We start from the raw sequence: 22,810 nt of genomic DNA on the forward strand, positions 1-22,810 counted from the left end.
CATTATATAAAAGAGACACCCGCTGAAAGGTAGCTCGAAATCATGCTCTCTACTTTTCTATATTGCTGCTCGGCTAGCTGCAGAAACTTCACTTTACTCTGCAGTTTGGCAGCCACCTTATAATTTCTCTGCCTGATTTGTTCGCATGTCCGGTTAAGCTGGTGAACTTGCCTTTGGACATTGGGCTCGCTGTAGGCACGCCCTGTACTCGAAATTGTTCTCTCCGCTTGAGACAGCCTTTGCTGGATCCGTGATCCTATCCGTTCTTCTAAGTTTCTAAATTTCGTCTTTAAATCAGCTAATCGGCTGAAATCTACAGTCAATTGGGCTGAGGTGTACGAGCCATATCCCTTAACTACCTTGGAGGCATATTTTTGTTGGGTCACAGCAGGGACTGTTTTTTGAGCACTCAGATCGTTCTTCCCTGCTACCTTCTTTTGTAGCTCTCTAACTAGAATGATATAGGACAAAAACACAGCCAATTTGGAAGGATGATCCTCCTTCACTTTGTTGAGCATGTTAATTGCACCTTGCTTGGCATGATTTACTGCCTTATTCCATAATCCCTTAATGGCTGCAAGAATCTTCTTAGTCCCTTCTGCGACCTGGATACAGAAATTCGTGACAGCCTTCTTCAACCGATTCATAAAGTGTTCGATGGCCTGCTTCGTCGTGTCTACAAGCGTACGTGAAAAAACGATTACACCTTCCTTCAACTTCTCCCACTCGCTTCTTACCCGTTCCGCAAATTTCGCCGCCCCAACAGCCACCATGTTTCCCGCCTGCTTGAGTTTGGCGATTCCTTTGTTCAACATGCTCATTAGCCAATCACCAAACTGTTTCAGCTTCTCAGTGGCATAATCGATGGCATTCCTCGCATGTTTAATCAAGACCTTAGCTGCATCATCACTAAACAGGGAGGGAAACAGCATGCTTGCGCTAATTACTGCAACGAATTCCGCTCCATCCCCATGCTCTTCAGCAATCCGGGTAAACGTGTAATCATCCAGATGACTTATTGCCATTGCTGCGGCAGACAAAAAATGAAGTGTACTCTCTTTTGGAAAACCCTCGTCTCCCTCTTTCAAATAAGACAACACCCCATCAAATGCATAACTACGAAAGGGTTCTTCCATCGTTTCGTGGACATAAATCGTGAACGAATTAATAAATTTAGGAATGTCCCCTGGCTGATCGGTACGTCCGCGTAACTGACCATTTTCATCCAACATGATGTTGGGATTATGGTAGTGCAGGTGATTCTCTTTCTCCTCTGTATTTATGTAGTAAATCTTCTCAGCGATAGGATAAAGTAGACAGTTAACGAAATCTTCTTTTGCAGAAATCGAGGTAATCTTGTGGGCATTCGCTTCAATGCGGTCTTTATACTTGTCCAAAAACTCCCTCGAAAATCCTTGACCATCAAAAGAGACAGCTTTCTTCACCTTATCCGACAGAATGGCAACATACTGTGTCTTATTACCACCTTTGGAGTGTCCTGTAACGGTAATATTGTCGTATTCTAAACTTTCAATGTATTCTAGAGCAGCTATCTGCTGCGGTGTATCTGCTAAATAACCACCTTGACCGTTATCAAACCATTCAAAGTCGCCCCCCGTTCCTCGAAAAACTACCGTAGCCTCGCCATCTGGATCGACAAAGGTAGCTACACGCATTCCCGCCTCAAGAACTTTGCCGTTTTTCATGATTGGCTGTCCGTTCTTGTCGGGCATTTCTCCGGTTATACCATGATTTATTTTTAAGTCCTTTAACTGCGGGTCTTTATTTATCGCATTTAATATAGCAACCCATTCTCCCCTAGACATATCATGAGGGTATTTCTCCTCTGTACCTCCTCCTTTTTTTTTAACTATTTCTATGTTTTTGTCGAGTCCGCCTCCATTTAGAAGTATATCCACAACCTCTCCAACAGTCCTTTTGTTACTATTGGCGACCCCTTTTAGATACATGATATTGTTTAGAAGCAACAGCTGACTTTCATTTAATTCTGCCATTCGTGTTAACCTCCATTCCGTTCTGTCTGACTTTTAAATCAGGGGTGACCATTACAGACTTGGGATTATCCACAAAATACTCTTTATCTTTCGAAGCACTTATATTCAAGACCTCTTGCCCAATTAAGTCAAATTTTTCATCAAATATAACAAATATTCGTACATATCCTACCATTTGTTTTTGACGCATTTTCCCTGCTATTTGAAGTAAGCTTAGTTCTATATCTATATTTTCTGCCGAAGTTTGCTTTACAAAAACCACCGTATCTGATGAGAAATGTTCATCCTTATTGTATATCTCCTCAAAGGGGGTATCTTTATTCAACCGATCAGGTAGAGCACCTTCACCAAAGTTCGTATAAAGCTTGAACTCATCATAAATCTCGTGTACGAAACCTGACATCACCGCTTCATATTTAGGCTTAATAAATACCCCAAAATATCCATCCCTGATACTGTAGGAGCCGTCTTCCATTCTCGTCCCTTCTACCTCGAAGTAATCCTGTTTGGATCCATTCTTTGGATAGGCCAATAATGTATCATAGCTGTACGCTAAATTACTGAAGCTTAAAGACATCGGCAGGAACTCTTCCCCATACTTCTCTTCCAGATGCGCCATCATTAAGTCCTTGATCACTTCTGCTTTAGGCTTCTTGTTCATGCATCCACTCACTCCCCACAACATGATCAGGCTCAAAAAAACTAGAATGAATCGTTTCGTCCAAGGCTTCATACTATTCCCTCCTTAAAGGGTTCATTTACTATCCGCAACCTCTTCGACAGTTCTTTTGTTGTTATGCGAAGACTCCTTTTAGATAAATGAGATTATTTAGAGCAACAACTGACTTCGTTTAATTCATTCATCCGTTTTGATCTTCTCGCCATACTGTCTAACTTCCAGATCAAGAGTGATCATTACAGACTTAGGTTTATCCACATAGTACTCTTTATCTCTGAAGCACTTATATTCAAAACTTCTATCCCAATGGACTCAAACTTTTCGTTAAATACAACGAACATTTGAACGAATCCCACCATTTGTTTTTGACGCATTTTCCCTGCTATTTGAAGTAAGCTCAGTTCTATATTTATATTCTCTGCCGAAATGAATCGCTTCAGCCAAGAATTCATACTTTCTCTCTCTTAAAAGATCAGGCAGAACTCCTTCACCAATATCCGTGTAAAGCTTGAAATCGTCATAAATCTCACTAACAATATCTAGACATAATAGCCTCATATTCCGGCTTAATATAAATTCCGAAATAACCGTCACGAATCTCGTAAGTACCGTCATCCTCTTTCGTACCCTAGACCTCAAAACTATCTTCGCCACCCAGTCCAGGTTTAGTAGGGGGATCTGAAACATGAAAAATCAAACATACTCCCTTGTACGGTGGCCTGATGAGGAAATGTATATGAAAAACCATACAGAATTCCATGATCTCCTCACCTTAAAACCAACGATACACCTAGGTTGAAGTTTTTTTCCTGCGAAAGTTAAGTTATTAAGAAGTAGAAGTTGATCTTCGCTTAACTCAGCCATCACTTCCACTCCATATTCCTTACTTTCTAATGAATTTACTTTTCCCCAAAGCGTTATCTGGTTTTAAGTGAAGTACTCTTTCTTCTTGACAGGACTAATATGAATGATCAAGCTCATAAAAAACAAAATGAATCGCTTCATCCACAGATTCACACTTGCCCCTCCTTCAGAGCGGATCACCATTCCAATGAGATTTCGGGAAACATCAGCATATTGTCCATGTAATTCTGGAATTCTTGCTCTATTGTATTCGTTATAAACACGATCTCCCTGTCCAGCAATTCGCCAGTTCTTTCATTAAAGCTCTCCATCACAGGAAGGACCGTAATTGTATTCTTATTCATGGCAAACAAAGCAGCCCCCGCTAAAATAGATTCAACACTTCGATAAACATCGTATACCATGTCCACCGCTTGGTTCGTCAACTGCTCTCCGCATTCACGGATAAAATCCTTGATCTGCTCGACCTTAATATGAATGAACTCGTTTTGCAGCGTGCTTCGGTTCTTCTCCAGCTGTTGCTCCGTATATCTAAGTACTTGTTCTATGGAGCGTCCCACGCTCTCTTCCGTTAATCCATCCATTTTTAAAAATAAGGAATATAGCCCGTAATCCAATACCGCCTCTTCTTCCTTATTCTCTCCAAAGAAAATATGCCACACATCCGGACGGATTGTCCCGACCGCATCATAAAACCAACTTACGAATTTAGAATAATCGCTTTGAATACTTGGAATCGTGTTGCCTTCCGAATCAAACTCAAGAATTTTAAAATAAGCTTCCTCCAAATCGGTTTCTTCCGTCTGCTGCTTTACGAAAGTCACCTGATCCAAGTGAGCCCCAACCGGATCATGCTCGGCCACGAGATTTCGTATTCTTCCGGGAAGCTCATCGCCTGTAGGCACGGCGAATACAGTCGCCTCCATTTCCAGCCGCTCGGCAAGATGTGACACGCAGTAACCCCCGGCTCTCATCCCGGTCAATACACAATTGCCCTTGCTCCTCCAATGCTCCACACATTCTGTGACTTCATCCAAAAAATGATGGATATCCAGCTGAATATCCGGGTGTTCCAGCGCATGTGCTACAACTATGCTGTTATCCTCGTGGTCTGCGAATACATACAGATTCATATATTCCAGATTCTTATGCTGCTGCAAAGATAAGCTATGCAGTGCGGGACTCGCGGTAATTTCGCTTATCAAAAGCTCTAAATCCGGGTTTCCGCCCAGTTCCTTCCCCCAGTCAGAAATCTGCTCCAAGGGACGATGAATGAATCGCGCGATATCCCCAGTACTCGCTAGCTCGCATAACAATATTTTATCCTTATCCCTCAACACGCTAGGTACACCCCTTTACTTCTTCGCATTCCTCTGCTGCTCCAGCCGCAGCGCCTTCTCCCGAGCTTCGATGCGCCTTTGTTCATCGGCCCTTCGAACCTCACTAGCTAGCCTTTCCAGTCCCGATTGCAAATCCTCAACTTCCCGATATAATCGATTCAAGTCATTTCTCGTCTGAGAACGATAACTGTCCGTCAACGCTTTACCCGCGTTGCCCTTCCACCAGGAGGTTACTCCGGCAAGCTCCGCTTGAAGCCTGAATTCCTCACGTTTCACATCAGCCAGCTCATTACGAATATTTCGGGCTGTCCCGCTGATCGCGCTTGGTGTGCTCATCTTCCCACCTCCATAAAACATTAGATTTAGAAAATGGCGTGATAACAGCCCTTAACTGTATACCACGCCGATCTTCATTATTTGCGAAGCGCGCTAGCGATATCTCTCTCGCTTTGTTCTTTGATATCAGCGATTTTATCGAGATTTCTGCTGATGTTCTCCACGCATTCAACCAGCTTTTTCAAGTTTGGTTTCAAATCTCTGAACTCTTGAATAAAAGCCTGGGAGGATTCCCCTTTCCACCAGCCCTCAACAGAACTAATTTCTCTGTCCAGTTGCTCAACGATTTCATTCGCATTTCTACCCTTGTTCAGAATGGATTTGGCCACGCTGCGGGCTTGTCCAGGACTAAACGTTAAATTTGACATAATCTCACCTCCTTTCAAGAGTAATTTCCGCTCAGCTACTGCCGCATTGCGCTCATGCCCTGTCTCTCCATAGCTTCACGTCTTCTCTGCTCTTCCGCCCGTTCAACGGCGTTAGCCAGATTATTCTTCACCTTGGATTCCAGGCTATCCAGATTACGAAGCAAAATCCTGATATCATGCTGAATCCCTTCGTATCCAGTTTTGAAGCTCGTCCCAGCCTCACCCTTCCACCAGGTAGTCACATCATTGACCATCCTTTGATATTTCGATGTTTCGCGCCTTATGTCTTCCGTTATCGCACGAACCCCCGCTGCTTTTCTGCGGATTTCTCCTGCTGAAGGCATATACACCCCTCCTCAAATACTCGGCTTGCTTGGATGTTTTATATCATGACCTTCTCATTTTGATGCAGGAACGTGGCCGTGCGCAGGCCCGTAAATTTGTTCTTTACAATAAAGTAGCCATCGCCAAGTTCCATTTCCTTCTCCTGGCTTCCGTAAGGGAAACGTATATTAAACAGATTCTGATCCTTAATGCTGCCGAACAAAAGACCCGTCTGCTCCTCGCGAAGCACCTTCCCAAGGCTATCCCAGTTGTTGGCGAGCTCTGAAGTCTGATCCGCCGCTATGACAGCGACCTTCATATTGCGCTCTTGCTTGATGATGCGCTCAATCAGTTCTTTGAGCGAATATTGATCCCCATTTGTCAGCTCGCTTAAGTTATCAATGACAAATATGATCTGCTTCCAGGAACGCACCATCGCATTCAGGTCACCGTTATCCTGCCTTGTGGCCAGGAACTTCGCCCGGCGATCATCCAGCTCCTGCTTAATCCCATCGATGAAATCATACATATCCTCGATCTGTGACAAATCCGTCACGCAGGGCAGCTTCATCATTTCATAAATTCCCATGGAGCTGGAGTCCAGCGCGTAGACATCCAGTCGATCCGAACCCAGCTTCTCGTCCAGCATGCTGATCCATGAGACGAGCTGCGTGCTCTTGCCCGTCATCGCATCTCCTGCAATCATAATGAACGGAGTCGCCGTTAGGTCAACGTAGACCGGCATCAAGTCATGGTCGCCAAGACCGATAGCGAGCTTTTCTCCCTCACGGTTAATTTCCTGCATATCAATTTTGCTAGGCATAATCGGGATTGGAGTGGCCGGCTCAACCAGGTTCTCCCTCACGAAGTGCTCGAAATCCTGAATCATCTCTTCCATGTTCCGGGCTCTGAACTCCGGCATGGCCGTCTGAAATTCCAGCGGTGGCTTGCCACTAACCAGGCCTCTTCCTGGTACTTTGGCCGGTTCCAACCCTTCCGTCCGTCCAACGATATTGGCGTATTCCCCTTTGTCGGTTAACTGCAGCGCCACCGCCATTTTGAAATTCACGGACAGCTTATATCGGACAAGTGACGCATTCGTTGCCGTCACGACCATATATATTCCGAATTTAGAGCCTTCCCGGGCCAACGTAACCATCTTCTCGTCAATATCTTCATAGGTCTCCGATAAAGCAAAGTAATTGTCAATAATAAGAACGATAGCCGGGAGTTTCCCGCCATGGTATCTATAGTCGTTAAATCCGTCACGCTGGCTCTCTTCAAACAGCTGCTTGCGTTCTTCCATGACTCTGAACAGGAACAAAACAAACTGCTGAATCGTCGATTCCTGCTCCAGCGTCATCACTCCGCCGCAATGCGGCAGCCGCTCGAACAGCTTGAAGGAGGAACCGCCGAAATCCATGACGTACAAATGAACATCCGATGGCGAATACTTGTAGGCCAACGACATGCACAGCGATCTGAGCAGGTATGTCTTGCCTGTTCCCGGAGAACCATAGATGAATAAATTGCCCTCAGTGGCAAAATCGATCTCCAGCGGCTCCTGCAGTTGTCCCCGCGGATCATCCACCAGACCAATCGGTGCGCTCAGAATTGCCTCTTCTCTGGCCCAGCCGCTCTCTGAATTCAGTCCTGAGCCTGGGGCGAATAGATCATCCAAGTACACACTGTCCGGCAGGGGCGGCAGCCATGGCCCTTTTAACGCTTGAACACCGCGATGCTCCGAGAACGTAATGATGTGCTCGACCATGCACTTCAACTGGGATGGCATCTCCTTAGGCGCGATCTTCTCTTCCTCCAGCGGATAAATTTGCTCCGATCGACCATGGAGGGAAACTTCGTAGATACGTTTCGCACGATTCTCGCTCTTCAGCATTTCACCATCGGGGTCATAATCGGCTCCCGAATACGCCGATTGGAACAATTCGAAAATCTCATCATTCCCCACCTGAATATAAGCGCGACCCGGCTCTTTGATCATGGCCGCATCCGGCCGTTTGATCACGTCTTTGCTGTCTGCCTCATCTTGAACCTTCAGACAGATTTTAAATTTAGAGTTACTCCAAATCTGATCATCCACGACTCCTGCCGGCTTCTGCGTGGCCAGAATCAGATGGACGCCAAGGCTTCGGCCAACCCGAGCCGTACTGACCAATTCCTTCATGAATTCCGGCTGATCTTGCTTCAATTCAGCGAACTCATCGGCAATCATGATCAGATGCGGGATTGCCGGCATTCGCCCATCCTCGTTATCGCTGTAATACAGCTTCTGGTATCTGTCGATGTTATTTACCCCGTATTCGGAGAACACGCGCTGTCTTCTCATCAGCTCGCTCTTAATGGACAACAGGGCGCGAGACGTCTGATTTCCACCCAGGTTCGTAATCGTCCCCACAAGATGCGGCATGCCTTTGAATACATCAGCCATCCCGCCGCCTTTATAATCGATTAATACAAAAACAACGTCATGCGGATGATAGTTAATTGCCAGGGAAATAATGATGCTTTGCAGCAGCTCACTCTTCCCAGAGCCCGTCGTTCCCGCGACCAATCCGTGCGGGCCATGTCCGGTCTCATGCATATCAAGCTGGAACAGGCTGCCTCCGGCCTTAACCCCGATCGGAACGCTCATTCCCTTAAACGGCTTATTTCTGGACCAACGGGACAATAAATCGACTTCCGCGGTCGTTTTCGTCTGCAGCATATCCAGCAATGTCAGGGAGGTCGGCAGCGTGAAGCTGGCGCTCGAGTTCTTGATCCGCAGGGGTGCCATCAAGCGAGCCGCCTGCTCCAGCTGCTCCATATGTATTTGATCCGGGATAAAGGTCGATTTCTCGCCAGACTCACGATCAGCGAGCTCACCGTTCTTCCCCTGCAACACAATAACCTGCTTGCAGTTCATTGGGAGATAAGCCTGATTCTTCGCGATATATACGGACGATACCCCAAGCGCAGCGCACTTGTTATACAAATATTTGTTAATCGGCTCCTCTTCCAGCAGGGACGGATCTTCGATGATGAAGACGAAATGCGGTAGCGGGCTTCCCCCTACTTCTTTGCGTTCGCGTTCCTTCAACACTTCGTTCAGCCCGCCCAGCACCTGATGAGCGATTGCCTTGCCGCAAAGCAGGAACCTCGCATCAAATCCGTCCGTCCATAAATGCGGCAGCTGACGGAGCCAATTCCACTTCTCCAGTCCTTCCTCTGCGGCTAGTACAACGACGCGCACATCATCATAACCATGATGGGTCACGAGCTGCAGCAGCATTTGCGTTACGACGGCGAACGTCCTCTCTTCTTCGCCAGCGATACCGCAAATCTCCGAAGTCATTAGGTTGATCGACACGGGCACATCCTGCACCCGCTCGAACTCGAGAGCAAGTCTTTGCGGCTCCATAATCAGCGGATCGCTCTCCATAATGATGGCCTGCTTCGTATACTTGATCTCTAGTGCCGAAGGGACGCTGCCAACGCCGAGCCGAAGGGACAGAAAATCCGGAGAGGAGGGCGTTCTCTCCCACAGCCGGTGATCGATTTCCCTAATTCGCTGCAGGCAAGCCGCAGGCTCCGGGCTCATCTCGTTCATCGCTTTAATCTGCTGTTCTCTAGCCAGTGTCAGTTCGCTGCGAGTATCCGCGATAAATTGCAAATACTTCTGCTCCCGCTCTTTCTTCTTCTTCCGGTATTTCTTGATTTGAGATGCCGCGGTGGCAAGCGATACAACCAGCGTCGTCACGGTCATCGCGATGGACAGCATCATGAACAGCGATTGATGCGTTAACGCAAGCAACAACGTAATGACCAGCATGACCACCGGCGGTGCCAGCAGCGTGAACCAGGAAATTTCCGGCTTCTCATAGGCATGCGGCGGATTGGGAATTTCAATTTCTCCGCTAGGCATCTCCGGTAAGAAACGGGGCTGACGGCTAAATACATATTTTTCTTTTATCATATTTACCTCACGCTAAAATGTAATGACTTTCTCCGCTTGTCCACCGTTTAGCGACATCTTATACCATTCAAAACCACTGCTGAAATAGATGATATTTCCTAAAATATGAATATGATCGGCGCGTTCTCCGCAGATGCGGATTTTATTGCCTGTATCCAAATCAACGCGATACACCGAACTGTCATTATTACGGTTCGCGCAGTATACATAACGGCCGTCGCTATTCAGACTATTCGGCGACACATCGGCATATGTGCGAGCCTCGCCCGTTTCCAAGTGCAAAGCGGTCAGCTGGTACTGGTTCTTGGAATCGGCAAAGATGAGCGTATCGCCGATTTTAATCATGTGCATCGCCACGGATTCCGAAAGCTGCTCCCGGTCTTTTCCCGTGACATCGCACGATCGAATCCCCTGCTGGGTGGCGTAATACACCTGCTCTCCTTCCACGACAAAGCATTCGACCGGTTCGTCCGTAACCCGGGATTCGTTTCTCCCATTTAATAAACAGCGATACAGCTTATGGTCTATCTCACTCTTGTAATACAACCAGTCACCACTTAGGGCTAGGCCGTAGCATGGCCGATCCTGAATCCGCTCCACGCTTTGCGTGGAAAGATTCATTCTGTACAATCGGTTCCCCTGCAGCTGATCGCTATAATAAATGTCATCCCCGGCTCTATTCATAAACCAGAACATACCGTCCAAGTGCGCCTTTTCCTCGGAGGTCGCAGTCAGCAAGCGGGTGCCGGAATAATGGCGAAGATCGGCGAGGAGCAGGTTGCCGTCCGCCTCGCAAACGAGGCCGCCGCTATTGATGTTGTAATTCACGATATCCACTCCTTCTAAATGAGAGTCAGCAGCGCCCCGAAGGCAACGCCTTCTTCCTCCAACGTTCGGGTGGGATCAAGTATCCGTCCGAGCGGCTCAGCCTGAAGCCGATGCTCCGGGGCAATGGACAGACCTAGCGCCTCAGACAGCATCGTCAGCAATTCTTCTGCCGTGACGAACGTCGGCACCTTCAATTCCTTTACGAGCCGTTCGCCGGCTTGAAACGTGATCATGATATAGTCCATCCTGCTTTCTCCCTTTCTTCAGTTCTTGACCGACAGAGTGAACTCGCGCTGCGACTCCAGCTGATAAGCAACATCCTGCCCGGCATCCTCGGCCAGCCGCAAATATTTCGTCTGGAACTTATATTCGGATTGCGCCTTGAGCTCGACCTTCGTGGTAATGAGCTCGGTTATTTCATTCTTCTCTTCCGTAAACTCAACAGTTACTGTGAATTCATTGTATTTATCGTTCGTGGATTCAAAGGTCAACTCACGCGAACTTAGTCCTTCATTCGTCCAAGTCAGCTTTAGAGCATCAGAGAACGCCTTTGCGAAATACTCTACGAATTTTTCTTCATCAACAACCGCATCCAAATTCCGATGAAACTCATAATTCAAGCTGCGATCCCTTGCTGAGCGCGCAGCATTGCTAAGCGCTGAACCCAAAACGACCTTCTCTTTTCCCAAATACATGAGCTCGACCACAGGCTCTAGGAACACCGACAGCAACAGAAGCAGCAGCATCGCTATAGCTATATTTTTCATAGTCCCTCTTATTTGAGCCCCAGGTATTCTTCATACGCTTCGCCTAAATCCTTATAATGCTTGAGCCCTGTTGTTGTGAGTGAGAAGGATACAGGAATCTCTTGCTCGTATTTCTTCCCCCACAGCTTGATGCTTAGCGGGTACACCGCCTCAATCCTTACCGTGACCGGGTTTCCGCGCTGCATGTAAGGCTTCTCTGCATCCGTAGTAGCGTCCTCGTATAATGACGCAGGCCCGCCTTCAGCGGAATGCTTGCCCCCTCCATCCTTCTCGGCGGAGATGACGATTTGATCGGCCTTGTCCCGGTACACCGGGCGTTCTTTCAGCCTTTTGAGCGCATAATCCTTGTTGTCATTCGTTAAATAATTATCACTGGCTACGGCCTGCGACAGATGGAAGGTCTCCACCACCAGCGTCATGTACCAGGGAAAGAAATAAATGAAATTCGTAAACAACAGGATGGCTACCGAAACAAGAATAGAGATAAGAATCGATTTTGCAAATGCACGCATTTCATTCACCTGTGCCCCAATTAATCGGCTGCTTTAAGCCATCATGTCCTCGATCGCCTTCATGAACATATCCCAAACTTCCCTAATCCATTGCTCTAGAAATGTGTTGCGAATTAACGTTACGGCTACGGCGATAATGACAATAACGCCGACCGTAACTGCAATTTGCTTCACACCGATATCCCCGCGTTCATCGCGCCAGAAAGAGAGCTTCTTCTCCTCCTCACGCTTGCTGAGTTGCTTGCGCTGTTGATATTCCATAGACATGAACCTCCTCAATGAATCATAAATTATTGAAACATTTTGATAGAATCTAGAACCGTGAATAAGTAATAAATCGCGATATACACGACCAGTACCAGGATGAGAACGAGCTGAATGCGGGAATTCGTCCGCTGCCTTTTCTCCAAATCTTCCTCCAAGGCGATGATCCGATAGCTGTCTACCTCGTTCTTGAGATAGACCATTTGCGAAATATTGTCATAGCCTTTAAGCCGGGTCTCCATCAAATCGCAAAACTTGATAATGTAATGGATCGGTACTCGTTTCTTAAGCTGCTTCAAGGCATACTCTTCGCCATATTCGATATTATCGAGCATGACGCCGAGCTCCTCCGCCATGTCGCTATTGGCATTCGGCAGGTAGTCCCGGATGACGTCCGCCAGGTAAATATTGACCGACTTTGAATATTGGTAGTACACCATGCTATAGAACGCTGGAAAATCAAACGCGATGTTCTTGTTCTTGCGCTCGATCTTTTGTTCCATTTCCGAAATAGGGTAGAGCCATCCAAGAATAATGAAGATCGCTGTCACATATCCGAGCAATTGATTAGCGCTCATAAACACGATAGTTACAATTAATCCTCCGGCTGCATAAAAGATCTGCTCCGCCCGAAGCTCTTCGGGCTTCATCGGCAGATCAAGACGGTCGATCATTTTCTGATACCGCAAACGTTCCGCATTTCCTAGCAATCTAGTAACGTATTTGGTAGCGAACGTTCTTTTGAAGCCTTGCAGCTTATGATTAAACTGGGCATTTTTGCGTTCCTTCAAGAATCTTCGGTTACGCTTCTTCTGTTTTCCCTGCACGGGCTTAAAAAAAGGATAAATGAATACCTTCACCAGATAGAGAATGGCGGCAAGCGCGCTAAATTTAGCTATGATCGTCATTTCCTATCACTTCCTGGCCCCAGATTGCCTTGAAGCGCCTGCGTGCGGGCGAAGCTCAGGCAAATAATACTAATCATGACCGTGTTGATCATTTTGCCAAAGCTGCTGTACAGCATAAATTCCCTGAAATCATCCACCGATAAGGCGTATAGAAAGAACAGCACGATAATTACTGTTTTTAATAGAAAGTCTCGATTCATCTTCCGGAAAATTCGATCCTTGCGGGCATTAATCTCGCGAAGAACTGCATTCTCATCCACAATATCGAGAAAAATATCCGCCATTCCCTTCCGTTCGTTATACTCGAAAATGATCGCCTTCTTGGCGAAGTTGTCGAATTTAGGCCCGAGCTGCCGATTGAGCAGCTGAATAGCCTGCTTGAACGAATATCCGTTATTTTCGCAATTGTCAATGAACTGCTGGAAATAAGGGCGAATGCCCGGTTTTATGTATTCGTCGCTTTCCATTACCTTCTTGATGGCTACCAGCACCCCTTCCCTTGCCAAAGGACAAAGGATGTCCTCGGCGTCCATGATGCTCTCCAGCTTCTCAGCTTTGATAGCCTTGGATTGCATGACGAAATACGTCAGCAGCCCGATGAATATGGCTACGGTAATAACTACAGCCAGGGTAACGTTCTTCATGAACACCACGATGATCAGCACGACAATGGCGAATGCAATGCATAGCAGCGAGGTGAAGCTCTCCAACGTCAACGGCAAGTTAAAATCAAGGATCAGCCCCTCCACAAGCCGGTTGTATTTGGCATACACATTCTCTTTCTGCTTGACGATTCGCTCCTTCTTGACCCGTTCCACATATCGCTTGGTATTGTATCTGCCGAGATGCTCGGCTAGCGTATCGAGTATACCGAGGAAGAAGCGGCCGGTTCCCTCGAAGAACCGAACTTCGAATATGGCGTTAAACACGATGAATGCAGCAATCCCTAAAGATAGACTAATGATTGAAGTGGTATCCATCGAATCCGTACTCCTCTATTTCATCTTCCCCCGGCGGTTTCGTCAGGAACTCGAAGCGGCTGCGCTTGATCCCCGCTTTAATCATCGTCTGCTGCACCTTTTCAGACAGCATGCCGACACGCTTGTGCTTGCCGATAATTTTTAGCACGCGATGAGTCCCTTCCTCCTCCAGTACATCCTCCGACACGAACTTGTAAATCGGATTGACGATCGGCTCCAATCCCTCGGAGCCCAGCACCTCTGAGATCGAGGTAACTTTTCTAGTCCCATCGGCCAGCTTCTCCTGGAACACGATGAACTTGACGGCGCTGCAAATGTTGCGGAGTGCCAGCTCGGCCGGTTCATTGGAGGCCATAAGGTAAGCGGTCAGAAAACGATAAATGGCCTCCCGGTCCCCCTCCGCATGCAGCGTCGTGAAGAAGAAGTGACCGGTCTGCGCGGCGCGAAGCGCTGTCGCAAATTCCCCAGGCGTTCGCAGTTCGCCCGGGCCAATCCAGTGGGGCGATTGTCGCATAGCATTGATCAGCAAATTTTCCATCGTCGCTGGACTCGCGTCATCGTCATCCGGCACGGATTCGTATTGCAGCACATCATTAATAACTCTTCCATGCTCGCTATTGCCCTCTCTCTGCAGCAACCGCATCTCCGAAGGATTCTCGATCGTAATGATACGGGACAGCGGATTAATTTCCTTGACCATCATTTCATTCAGCGTCGTCTTCCCGCTGCCTGTCGGACCAACCGTAATCCATGACAAATCGGCTTTGGGCAGCAGGGACAGCAGCTTGAACATATTGACCGAGAAGGATTCATTACGCAGCATCATCTCTGGCGTGATGCTCTTCTTGCTGAATTTTCGAATAACGACCGCCGGCATATCATACGGCGAAATATCCGCATGAGTGGCGTTAACACGATAACCTTCGATTGTTCGGGCATTAACCATCGGAATCTTCGGGGTGAGCCGAACCTTCGAGACCCCCAGCAGCTTAGAGATAATCCGTTCCAAATGCTCCCGGTCGATAAAATGCTGATCCCAAGGAAGCGTCTTTCCGCCGCTCTCCACAAAGATCTGATCCGTCCCGTTAATACGAATTTCATCGATCAACGGGTCTTCCATCGCCTTCGTAATCGGCCCGTAGTGCGTAATCTCGTTAATCAGCGCCTGCTTCAGCTCAACAAGCTCCAAATATCCCTCAACGACCGGCTTTTGCGAATCGACGAACTCATTAATATAGGATTTAGTCATTTCACGTTTGCGGGACGGGTCATTTTCTCGCCGGAAGGCATGGGTGGCCACTTTGGTTATGTACTTCTGACACAGGTCCAGCGCTTCCTCAAACTGAATGGTCGTATATTTATTCTTCAGTTCCTCCATGTCTTCCGCTTTGTTGATTTGATGCGTCACTTTCTGCTGCATGTCGCTGATTTTTGCACGGGTGAGCATTTCTTCCAATCCCTCCCTTACTGGTTGCCGAGAATGTCTGCCAATCTGCGCATCTCTCTAAGAAAGTATTTATTCACCAATGGGTTGTCCCTTACGTACAGCTTCCCTTCAAGGGAATATGCATAAGCCGCTTTAATCAGCGGCAAAGACGCCACGATATTGAAGCCAAATTCTTTAAATCCCTTATAGTCGTAGTTGATGTCCTGAATATTCATCAGAATAACGCTCGTGAACTTCGCCGTACTAATCCCTACGGAGGAAGCAAAATCCAGCATGCGGGTCATGTTGCTTGGCGCCTCAATCCGTTCCGTAGCCGTGAAGAAGCCTACGTGCGAATATTTCATCGCTCCCAGGCAGAATTCGAGCGGCGGATTGTTCGGGATATCCAGCAGGATGATGTCGAACATCCCTTTTAACGTATCGATGACCCGTTCTAAATGATCGAAGTCAAAATCAAAATACTCTTCGAGCAAATCATGCGGACTTGGAGACAATACATACAATCGTTCATATTTCGTAGCCTGAATTTCCTCCCGGAAGTCGACCTTATCACTCTTCAGCACCCGAATCAGCCCGTGTCCCTTTTTGCTAGGCTTAGCATCCAGGTAGTGGTAAATGTTCGGGTTGAACACTTTCAAATCGACAATGCAGGTGTTTAGGCCTTTCTGTGCCAGCAAATAGCCTAAGTTGCTAATCACCAAAGCGTTGTCTACCATGTCGCACGCGGGTATAAAACCGACGACACTGTAAATCAGCTTGCTCTCCTGCAATTCCGATCCCATTAATTCCTTAGCCGAAATTTTGCTCAGTACGTCATCAAGTCTCAGTCTTTCGTTTTGATCCATGATTCCACCTCTCTTTGCAAAGTAGGCAGTTGATCCAATATAACCTGGCTGTTCTTGCGGCTCAGAATCGTAATCAAATATTTCTTCCCATCGTAGCCGTTATATTTAGCAAATTTATCAATTTGCTCTCTGGTGCCTTCCAGAAGCAGTGATCTGGGCTGAATGCTCTTAAGAAAGTCATTGCTCTTCATGACTTCCTGCCTCTTGTCCTCACTCAGCTTGAGCACCTCTTTATACACCTCATAGATCGAATGGCTATTGGAATTGAGCATGTCCCGGACTTCGATGCTGTCGAACAATACTTCCGTTTTCATTTGGGTTCTCGTCAGGCCGTAGCTGACATTGGGATTTCCCGAGCCGTCAGATACCTCTTGCTCATAAGACACGCGAATTCTTACTCTATCTCCTGGCATCAAGATATCCCCGCCCGCTTCCAGGAAGTTATACGGCAGGGTCAGCACCTCATGCTCTTCCCCAAGCTCATACAACCATTCATTCTGCAGAGGCTTCTCTTCCATCAGCTGATCCTTATACAAAACACTGCCATCTCGCAAATAATACTTCGTATATTTATTCGTGACGGAAGGCATGTCTTCGGCCAGAATCATATCGTCGGTATATTCCTTGCGGATGATGGAATATTTCTTGATGTGCTTCTCCGTTAAAACGACGTACGCAGGTATCCCACCTGAATGGTTTACCTTTAGTACCTCTACCGTATCCTTAGCCGCCTCATTGGCGTTGTTCAATACGATAAATGACACGACGATAACGGCAATGCTAAACAGTAAAGCTAATATCTTTTTGAACAATTTTTTGTTAGGGGAGACGCTTTTTACTGTACTTAAATCCATGAGCTTACGCACCCTCCATTAATCTTAGAAGCATTTGTCCAAAAGCCTTCTCAAATTCCGCTCCCGTGTTCGTCACTGGAATATCCGTCTCAATTTGTGCATCAAAGCTGTCGCTGTGCGGCACGATACCAGCCGTCTTCATCTCGTATTGAAAAGAATCGCTGATTCCGGAGGCGAGAATCCCGTTCACCTTTTCCGGGGAAAACAAGGAGCCCTGAAAGCGCGAGCGATCATTGTACTTCGTGACGATCACCTTCGACTTGGCATTGAAATAGGACGCCTTTTCCCGGTCAAGAACCACCTCCACATTCCGGGCCGTGCTAAGAACCGCATGCAAATTGTTCGGGATGCAGAGACCGAACACGTCGATATGAATCATCGTTTCTTGAAAGCTTCTGAATAAATCCAACGGCATGTCTAATAGCACCAGATTGAATTTAGTTCGCAATACAGAAATCAGACCCACCAATTTTTCACTGTTATAAAATTGATCCATCAGCTTGCGGTCATTGAAGGAATAGCCCAATGAAGTCAGCCAGAAATGATCTTTGATATTAAAAGCTGTCGTCATATAATCCTGAGGCCTCGCCAGCGTGCGAATCAGTGATGCGCTCATTTGCTCATCTTTATTCGTCTGCTCGTGGAATTGGCTGAAATACATGTTCATACTGCGATATTCCGCATCCATGTCGATAATGATGCTGCTAAGCCCTCTCTTGCTAGCCTCATGCGCCAAATTGACAGTCGTGCTGGTCAATCCGTTTCCGCGATGGCCGGTAATCGCAACGACTCTGCTAATTCCCCGGCTTATATTAGCGATGTCTTTCGTCAAACGATCGGTGGCGGTTAGTTCAGCAGTCGCCCCCGGCTTCGAACGAAAACGGTCAAAGAAGGAGCGTTTCTTCACGCTCCGCCCTAATTCCCTCGTATTCTCGCTTATCATCTTTGATTCTAGGTTTGAATCATTATGTATTGGGCCAGTTCCCTTCATGCCCATCTGCTCCACGGAGCGTTGATATACTTCCCCCGGTATTCTTACCGTATCGCTGAGAATAATCTTCAAATAGTCAAATCTTTGCGTCAGCATTCCCAGTTCAAATGGCTTCATGAAGTCCCGGGTGATAAGAACAACAGGGATCGCTGAGGCACTGTTCGCCTCAATCCATTCCAGCAGCTTGGTCAATTCCTCCTGGTCAAGGCTCGGTTTCTGTGTAAATGCTTCATCCGTAATGAGAACACCGTCGCCTAGTGGGTTGCCCCCTTCCAGATAATCCGACAAATTTCGCATTTCAAGCGCCTCTGGATAAATGATCGCTGCCTTCTTAGACAAGTACTGCGTCACGATTCTATGAAACCCACCACTAACGATAAGCAGCTTCATATGTTCACCTACTAAAGAAAAAATCTTTTGTAAATCTCTGTATTAGTAATATTTACCTCGCTAATGCTGAACATTATACAAGTAACCTATAGAGCGTACAATACCTTATTTGTATAAATAATCCTTAATATGGACTAATTACCCACCTTCAAAGGTCTTAAGGTTCACCGTTTTATTAAGATCAGGAATAAAGTAGGATGGTGGTTTTTTGACAAAATACGGGAAATACGAGAGAATATTGACATCTTTCAATCCAATCAAAGAGAGGCTTATCTATGAAAATAGCGTTTACAGCTAGCTTTTTTCTTCTCCTGCTCCTTTGCAGCCATATTGATCTGAGATGTCGAATCATCCCGAATCAAGTAATTATTCTCCTACTTATATTGGGGCTGCTGAACAGCTGGCTTTATACAGATCTGGTAGATTCATTAATAGGTATCGTTGTTCCTTCTTTACTTTTGCTCATTGCGAAGTCCAAATGGAATTTCAATATTGGCGCCGGGGATATCAAGCTATTATCGGCGATCGGGACTTGGGTCGGCTGGTATGCCAACCTTTATGTGCTTCTGGCAGGCAGTGCGCTTGCGCTGATTTATGTAGGAGTAGTAAGGGGCTTGCGCCGCGAAAAGGTTTTGTCTGTGCCTTTTGCTCCATTCCTATCTGCGGCAGCTTTGTTCATATATGTAGGTGAGGTTATTCTACAACTATACTTCCTACCATAACGTTAAATAGTTCACTGCACGTAAAAAGCCCATCCCCTCTCTACTGAATCAGAGTGGGAATGGGCTTTGTATTCTTTGTATACTTATTAATAATATAGTTTAACGAGCCCCGATATTCGTACCGCTAGGCGTGCCAGAGCCGATTAAGTCACTGCCGGCAGCAAGCTTCAGGAAATTGCCAAGATTCGGAGAACCATCGCTATTTCTCGTCACTGAAGGAATCAGGCTTACGAAATCCTCGGCGCTAGCCAGTAATCCTTTGGCATTTTCACTTTTTTTGTTCTTCCACCATACGTTTGTGCTGGACACATCGGTGCCGCTAGTCTTGTCACTTGCTCCACCTTGGAAGGATAAGTTGTTCGTGAAAATATGTGTGCCCACATCGAAGGCGAAATTGCTCTGTCCGTTCGACCAGGATGTATTGTTCTTCATTTGGATGGAGCCCGGATTACTGTTATAAGTAAAGCCATGCTTTTTGTTCTAAAAGGCGATACTGTTCTCGACAATATGATTTACCGCGATTTTCTCTCCGCCCAGCTTGAAGCCATTCCCATCGCTATTCGACGTAGAGGTGCCGTCAGATGTTTGCCCATTATGATAGGCAATACTATTGCGGATCGTAACGGCTCCTATCGGGCCGGTATTCGATTTGGAATAGAGATCCCAACCGTCATCAACGTTATAAGCCGCGATACAACCATCAAACACATTACCTGGGCCGACGGTCAGCTTGGCTGCAAATCCGTCCGCATCTTCCCCATCATCCGGATCATAATTATTATGAGAATACGAATTGATCACCAGGTTATAGCTTGGCCATTCATCGAATTGTGCGGTTGAAGCATGGCGCCCGATTTGAATGCCTGTATCCCGGTTATGATGCGCCTCGATCTGCTCGATCCGATTATAGTTGCCGCCGATATACAATCCGTTATCTCCCGCGCCTTTAATTTCAAGCCCTTTGATAACCCAATAGTGCCCGAATAGCTGAATACCGCGATTCGTTGAAGCAAAGGCCTGGGCAGAGAAATCGAGAACCGGCTTTTCATTCCCATATGCAACCAGATTTTTGCGGGCGCTTGAGGTACCGTTATTGCCTCGTTCGATCGTAATCGTCGAGTCAAAGCTATATGTTCCTCCGCGCATATAAATCGTTTTACCTGGCGCTATTCTGGTAATAGCAGCTGCAAGTGTGGTTGGTTTATCCAAGGTTCCAGGGTTGCTGGCAGAGCCATTCGCCGCTACGAAAAGATCCCCCTCGGCGGGAGCCGGCTCCTGTGGATCCGGATCAGTCGGGTTCGGATCTGGATCCACCGGCGTATCTCCACCCGCCGCTTCCGACACGATGACGTTATCGAATTTAGCTGCAGATTTGCCTGTAACGAAACCGACTGCTCCCGCAGTCAGGCTGGTATCCGTTGCTGTCAGCTCGAGCGTATCATTTACATACATTTTGAGGACAGATCCCGATAGCTCCAGCTTGACGTTATACCAAACACCGGTTGACAACGCATAATCCTTAGTCACAAGCGTCGAGGAGGAACCGCCTACCTTCTTGCGAATTTCCAGCTTGCCCCCTCCGCTATTGTATAGAGAGGCTGCATAATAATTATTGCCGTCCTTATAGCGCCCCGCCACATAAGTACGGTTGGTGCCATTGAAATTATCTACTTTAACGTCGGCTTGTATCGTATAGTTGTTCCAGGATGCATTTCCCGCAGATGTACGTCCTTCGCTTGTGCTCGTCTGGGCATATACGTAAGAGCTTCCTTCCTTTACTATGGACCAGGTACCTGTCGTGGACGTCCAATTATTGCTGTTGCCGCTTTCAAAATCATCACTGAACAGAGTTGCTGCATTGACCTGCCCCCCAGGCAGCCATGGAAGCATCAGGGTAATACACAACACGATGGCGATGATTTTATAAGGATGAATATTAAAGGACCGGCTAAGCTTCATAACGGATAATTTAGAGCTCATAACATTACCTCCATTAATAAAGGATATACTAACACTTTTTCCCTGACATGCCGGGTCAATACAGAATATTCACCTCCCCCTTGACATAGGATCACACACGCTGTACACGAGTGCTACTAGTTATGCTAGGTAATTAAAGCGGTTACATCAATAATCATTTTTACATATTATAGATATTTCCCGTTAATAGGGAGGGTTTCGAAGGGACATACTCGTCTAATCATTGCTCGCTGCCAGCTTCGAATGGATACTTTACTCCCCACTGACTGCGTACCTGGTCGAGCAGCCGCATGATGCCGAGCGATTCCGCCAAAGTTATTGCGGCGCTCTCCGTTTCTCCTGCCAGCAGGCATCGCCCCACCTCTTCGGCTTCAAAGGCATAGCCTACAGCTTCCCGGTCATCGGTAACAGTCTCCGCTTCCCGACCTTTCACCTGAAGAGTTGCCGTCTTGGCATTCAAGAAAGAAGGAATGTGGATCGAGCCTTCTGTCCCATAAATATATGCCTCGTTCGTAAGATCAAGCCTGATCGCACCGTGAAGTGATGCTGTGCGCCCTTGTCCGTAGTCCAGCAATATCGAAAATTGCTCGTCCACTCCAGTAACTCCGACATGGGCTGTACTCCAAACCTTCTCTGGATTCGAGCCAAAAATCATCGATGCAAATGACAGCGGATAAATCCCCGCATCCAGCAATGCGCCGCCGCCAAGCTCTGGATTGAGCAACCTTCCACTTGGATTCCAGTCGCTGCGGAAGCCGAATTCTGCTTTAACGAGCCGTATTTCACCAATTCGACCTTCCTCCAGCCATGTTCTGACTTGAACGATCGGCGGCAAAAATCGCGTCCACATCGCTTCCATCAAAAACAAGCCCTTCTCCTTAGCCAAATCGACAATCTCTTCAAGCTCTCGGCTGTTTACCGTAATCGGTTTTTCGCACAGCACGGCTTTTCCTCCACGCAGAGCGGTTATTACATTGTCGCGGTGAAAGGGGTGCGGAGTCGCCACATAGATCGCATCGATTTCAGGATCATTTGCTAGTTCCTCATAGCTTCCATAAGCGCGAGGAATATTAAACTTAGCAGCAAACTGCTCAGCACTATCCCGGGTACGCGAGCCGACCGCAGCTCCTTCCCCGTTGCGGACATAACTTAGATCTGCGGCAAACTGCTCAGCAATCCAGCCTGTACCCATAATTCCCCAGCGAATTGCTTTCTTCGTGTTATCTTTCATACCTTCCCTCCATACCCCTTTTTTGTTCTTGGCTATTACATAACCTTATTGGTTTGAATCCTCTTCTCATATACTACCAATTTCCAGTCGTGATCACCATCCCGGTTGGATAACAATGACGACTGAGCTATAATGAGAACGATTTAAATCCGACCATGAATAAGAACTATTAATTAAGGTGTTGATCTAAAC

Annotated in this window: 21 protein-coding genes and 2 pseudogenes; 1 reads left to right on the forward strand and 22 read right to left on the reverse strand. The window is 47.0% G+C overall.

Annotated elements, in window-relative coordinates; translation table 11 throughout:
• Positions 1 to 2: 2 nt before the first annotated feature.
• The 19 genes from EIM92_RS22600 to EIM92_RS22690 form a co-directional block, all read right to left on the reverse strand.
• A complete protein-coding gene (locus tag EIM92_RS22600) occupies positions 3 to 2,015 on the reverse strand; it encodes an Mbeg1-like protein (protein ID WP_125084775.1) in 2,013 nt (670 codons plus the stop codon).
• Complete coding sequence (locus EIM92_RS22605; RefSeq protein ID WP_125084776.1) at positions 1,999 to 2,748, reverse strand: hypothetical protein; 750 nt, start codon at positions 2,746 to 2,748, stop codon at positions 1,999 to 2,001. The genes EIM92_RS22600 and EIM92_RS22605 overlap by 17 nt, the downstream gene beginning before the upstream one ends.
• A gap of 270 nt (positions 2,749 to 3,018) precedes the next feature.
• Positions 3,019 to 3,309: a hypothetical protein gene (locus tag EIM92_RS22610; protein WP_164515191.1), complete on the reverse strand. Its 291-nt coding sequence runs from the start codon at positions 3,307 to 3,309 to the stop codon at positions 3,019 to 3,021.
• A 425-nt stretch (positions 3,310 to 3,734) separates the two neighbouring features.
• The gene (locus tag EIM92_RS22615; protein ID WP_125084778.1) at positions 3,735 to 4,898 is read right to left on the reverse strand and encodes a hypothetical protein; all 1,164 of its coding nucleotides are present in this window, start codon (positions 4,896 to 4,898) and stop codon (positions 3,735 to 3,737) included.
• Positions 4,899 to 4,913: 15 nt separating this feature from the next.
• Positions 4,914 to 5,234, reverse strand: coding sequence for a WXG100 family type VII secretion target (locus tag EIM92_RS22620; protein ID WP_164515192.1), 321 nt, complete (start codon positions 5,232 to 5,234; stop codon positions 4,914 to 4,916).
• A 77-nt stretch (positions 5,235 to 5,311) separates the two neighbouring features.
• Complete coding sequence (locus tag EIM92_RS22625) at positions 5,312 to 5,602, reverse strand: WXG100 family type VII secretion target (protein ID WP_125084780.1); 291 nt, start codon at positions 5,600 to 5,602, stop codon at positions 5,312 to 5,314.
• A 35-nt stretch (positions 5,603 to 5,637) separates the two neighbouring features.
• A complete protein-coding gene (locus EIM92_RS22630) occupies positions 5,638 to 5,946 on the reverse strand; it encodes a WXG100 family type VII secretion target (RefSeq protein ID WP_125084781.1) in 309 nt (102 codons plus the stop codon).
• Between the two features lie 38 nt (positions 5,947 to 5,984).
• A complete protein-coding gene (gene essC / locus EIM92_RS22635) occupies positions 5,985 to 9,899 on the reverse strand; it encodes a type VII secretion protein EssC (RefSeq protein ID WP_125084782.1) in 3,915 nt (1,304 codons plus the stop codon).
• A 12-nt stretch (positions 9,900 to 9,911) separates the two neighbouring features.
• On the reverse strand, positions 9,912 to 10,727 hold the full coding sequence (locus tag EIM92_RS22640) for a DUF5050 domain-containing protein (RefSeq protein WP_164515193.1): 816 nt from the start codon (positions 10,725 to 10,727) through the stop codon (positions 9,912 to 9,914).
• Positions 10,728 to 10,741: 14 nt separating this feature from the next.
• Positions 10,742 to 10,972 (reverse strand): EsaB/YukD family protein, encoded by a 231-nt coding sequence (locus EIM92_RS22645; protein ID WP_125084784.1) that lies wholly within the window; start codon positions 10,970 to 10,972, stop codon positions 10,742 to 10,744.
• A gap of 18 nt (positions 10,973 to 10,990) precedes the next feature.
• Positions 10,991 to 11,494, reverse strand: coding sequence for a hypothetical protein (locus tag EIM92_RS22650; RefSeq protein ID WP_125084785.1), 504 nt, complete (start codon positions 11,492 to 11,494; stop codon positions 10,991 to 10,993).
• A gap of 8 nt (positions 11,495 to 11,502) precedes the next feature.
• Positions 11,503 to 12,006 (reverse strand): hypothetical protein, encoded by a 504-nt coding sequence (locus tag EIM92_RS22655; RefSeq protein WP_125084786.1) that lies wholly within the window; start codon positions 12,004 to 12,006, stop codon positions 11,503 to 11,505.
• A gap of 33 nt (positions 12,007 to 12,039) precedes the next feature.
• A complete protein-coding gene (locus EIM92_RS22660) occupies positions 12,040 to 12,267 on the reverse strand; it encodes a hypothetical protein (RefSeq protein WP_125084787.1) in 228 nt (75 codons plus the stop codon).
• Positions 12,268 to 12,296: 29 nt separating this feature from the next.
• The gene (locus EIM92_RS22665) at positions 12,297 to 13,178 is read right to left on the reverse strand and encodes a hypothetical protein (protein ID WP_125084788.1); all 882 of its coding nucleotides are present in this window, start codon (positions 13,176 to 13,178) and stop codon (positions 12,297 to 12,299) included.
• Positions 13,175 to 14,158 carry a 6TM ABC transporter family protein gene (locus EIM92_RS22670; RefSeq protein WP_125084789.1) on the reverse strand — a complete coding sequence of 328 codons (984 nt, stop codon included), beginning with the start codon at positions 14,156 to 14,158 and terminating at the stop codon, positions 13,175 to 13,177. Before EIM92_RS22670 ends, EIM92_RS22665 begins: the two co-directional genes overlap by 4 nt.
• Entirely contained in the window at positions 14,136 to 15,605 is a 1,470-nt protein-coding gene (locus EIM92_RS22675) for a TadA family conjugal transfer-associated ATPase (RefSeq protein WP_125084790.1), read from the reverse strand. Before EIM92_RS22675 ends, EIM92_RS22670 begins: the two co-directional genes overlap by 23 nt.
• Before the next feature lie 17 nt (positions 15,606 to 15,622).
• The gene (locus EIM92_RS22680; protein WP_125084791.1) at positions 15,623 to 16,450 is read right to left on the reverse strand and encodes a CpaE/TadZ family protein; all 828 of its coding nucleotides are present in this window, start codon (positions 16,448 to 16,450) and stop codon (positions 15,623 to 15,625) included.
• Entirely contained in the window at positions 16,429 to 17,304 is an 876-nt protein-coding gene (locus EIM92_RS22685; RefSeq protein ID WP_125084792.1) for a CpaB family protein, read from the reverse strand. Before EIM92_RS22685 ends, EIM92_RS22680 begins: the two co-directional genes overlap by 22 nt.
• 4 nt (positions 17,305 to 17,308) lie before the next feature.
• Positions 17,309 to 18,685, reverse strand: coding sequence for a P-loop NTPase family protein (locus EIM92_RS22690; RefSeq protein ID WP_125084793.1), 1,377 nt, complete (start codon positions 18,683 to 18,685; stop codon positions 17,309 to 17,311).
• Positions 18,686 to 18,960: 275 nt separating this feature from the next.
• Here EIM92_RS22690 and EIM92_RS22695 point away from each other — a divergent pair, with 275 nt between their 5' ends.
• Positions 18,961 to 19,407 (forward strand): prepilin peptidase, encoded by a 447-nt coding sequence (locus EIM92_RS22695; RefSeq protein WP_125084794.1) that lies wholly within the window; start codon positions 18,961 to 18,963, stop codon positions 19,405 to 19,407.
• 99 nt (positions 19,408 to 19,506) lie between these two features.
• On the opposite strand, the pseudogene EIM92_RS23970 reads toward EIM92_RS22695, so the two are convergent.
• The 3 genes and pseudogenes from EIM92_RS23970 to EIM92_RS22705 all read right to left on the reverse strand — a co-directional run.
• Positions 19,507 to 20,670: pseudogene (locus EIM92_RS23970) on the reverse strand (right-handed parallel beta-helix repeat-containing protein); the annotation flags it as partial.
• An 87-nt stretch (positions 20,671 to 20,757) separates the two neighbouring features.
• Positions 20,758 to 21,387, reverse strand: a pseudogene (locus EIM92_RS23975) (LamG-like jellyroll fold domain-containing protein); the annotation flags it as partial.
• 220 nt (positions 21,388 to 21,607) lie between these two features.
• Positions 21,608 to 22,618: a Gfo/Idh/MocA family protein gene (locus EIM92_RS22705; RefSeq protein WP_125084795.1), complete on the reverse strand. Its 1,011-nt coding sequence runs from the start codon at positions 22,616 to 22,618 to the stop codon at positions 21,608 to 21,610.
• Between the last annotated feature and the right edge of the window lie 192 nt (positions 22,619 to 22,810).

Source organism: Paenibacillus lentus (genome assembly GCF_003931855.1).
In the GTDB taxonomy this organism is placed as follows: domain Bacteria; phylum Bacillota; class Bacilli; order Paenibacillales; family Paenibacillaceae; genus Fontibacillus; species Fontibacillus lentus.

Coding starts and splice junctions, on each gene's coding strand:
- EIM92_RS22600 (WP_125084775.1), bottom strand. CDS start 2,015: ATGGCAGAATTAAATGAAAGTCAGCTGTTGCTTCTAAACAATATCATG.
- EIM92_RS22620 (WP_164515192.1), bottom strand. CDS start 5,234: ATGAGCACACCAAGCGCGATCAGCGGGACAGCCCGAAATATTCGTAAT.
- EIM92_RS22705 (WP_125084795.1), bottom strand. CDS start 22,618: ATGAAAGATAACACGAAGAAAGCAATTCGCTGGGGAATTATGGGTACA.
- EIM92_RS22605 (WP_125084776.1), bottom strand. CDS start 2,748: ATGAAGCCTTGGACGAAACGATTCATTCTAGTTTTTTTGAGCCTGATC.
- EIM92_RS22625 (WP_125084780.1), bottom strand. CDS start 5,602: ATGTCAAATTTAACGTTTAGTCCTGGACAAGCCCGCAGCGTGGCCAAA.
- EIM92_RS22645 (WP_125084784.1), bottom strand. CDS start 10,972: ATGGACTATATCATGATCACGTTTCAAGCCGGCGAACGGCTCGTAAAG.
- EIM92_RS22690 (WP_125084793.1), bottom strand. CDS start 18,685: ATGAAGCTGCTTATCGTTAGTGGTGGGTTTCATAGAATCGTGACGCAG.
- EIM92_RS22610 (WP_164515191.1), bottom strand. CDS start 3,309: ATGACGGTACTTACGAGATTCGTGACGGTTATTTCGGAATTTATATTA.
- EIM92_RS22695 (WP_125084794.1), top strand. CDS start 18,961: ATGAAAATAGCGTTTACAGCTAGCTTTTTTCTTCTCCTGCTCCTTTGC.
- EIM92_RS22685 (WP_125084792.1), bottom strand. CDS start 17,304: ATGGATTTAAGTACAGTAAAAAGCGTCTCCCCTAACAAAAAATTGTTC.
- essC (WP_125084782.1), bottom strand. CDS start 9,899: ATGATAAAAGAAAAATATGTATTTAGCCGTCAGCCCCGTTTCTTACCG.
- EIM92_RS22680 (WP_125084791.1), bottom strand. CDS start 16,450: ATGGATCAAAACGAAAGACTGAGACTTGATGACGTACTGAGCAAAATT.
- EIM92_RS22665 (WP_125084788.1), bottom strand. CDS start 13,178: ATGACGATCATAGCTAAATTTAGCGCGCTTGCCGCCATTCTCTATCTG.
- EIM92_RS22655 (WP_125084786.1), bottom strand. CDS start 12,006: ATGCGTGCATTTGCAAAATCGATTCTTATCTCTATTCTTGTTTCGGTA.
- EIM92_RS22670 (WP_125084789.1), bottom strand. CDS start 14,158: ATGGATACCACTTCAATCATTAGTCTATCTTTAGGGATTGCTGCATTC.
- EIM92_RS22660 (WP_125084787.1), bottom strand. CDS start 12,267: ATGGAATATCAACAGCGCAAGCAACTCAGCAAGCGTGAGGAGGAGAAG.
- EIM92_RS22650 (WP_125084785.1), bottom strand. CDS start 11,494: ATGAAAAATATAGCTATAGCGATGCTGCTGCTTCTGTTGCTGTCGGTG.
- EIM92_RS22630 (WP_125084781.1), bottom strand. CDS start 5,946: ATGCCTTCAGCAGGAGAAATCCGCAGAAAAGCAGCGGGGGTTCGTGCG.
- EIM92_RS22675 (WP_125084790.1), bottom strand. CDS start 15,605: ATGCTCACCCGTGCAAAAATCAGCGACATGCAGCAGAAAGTGACGCAT.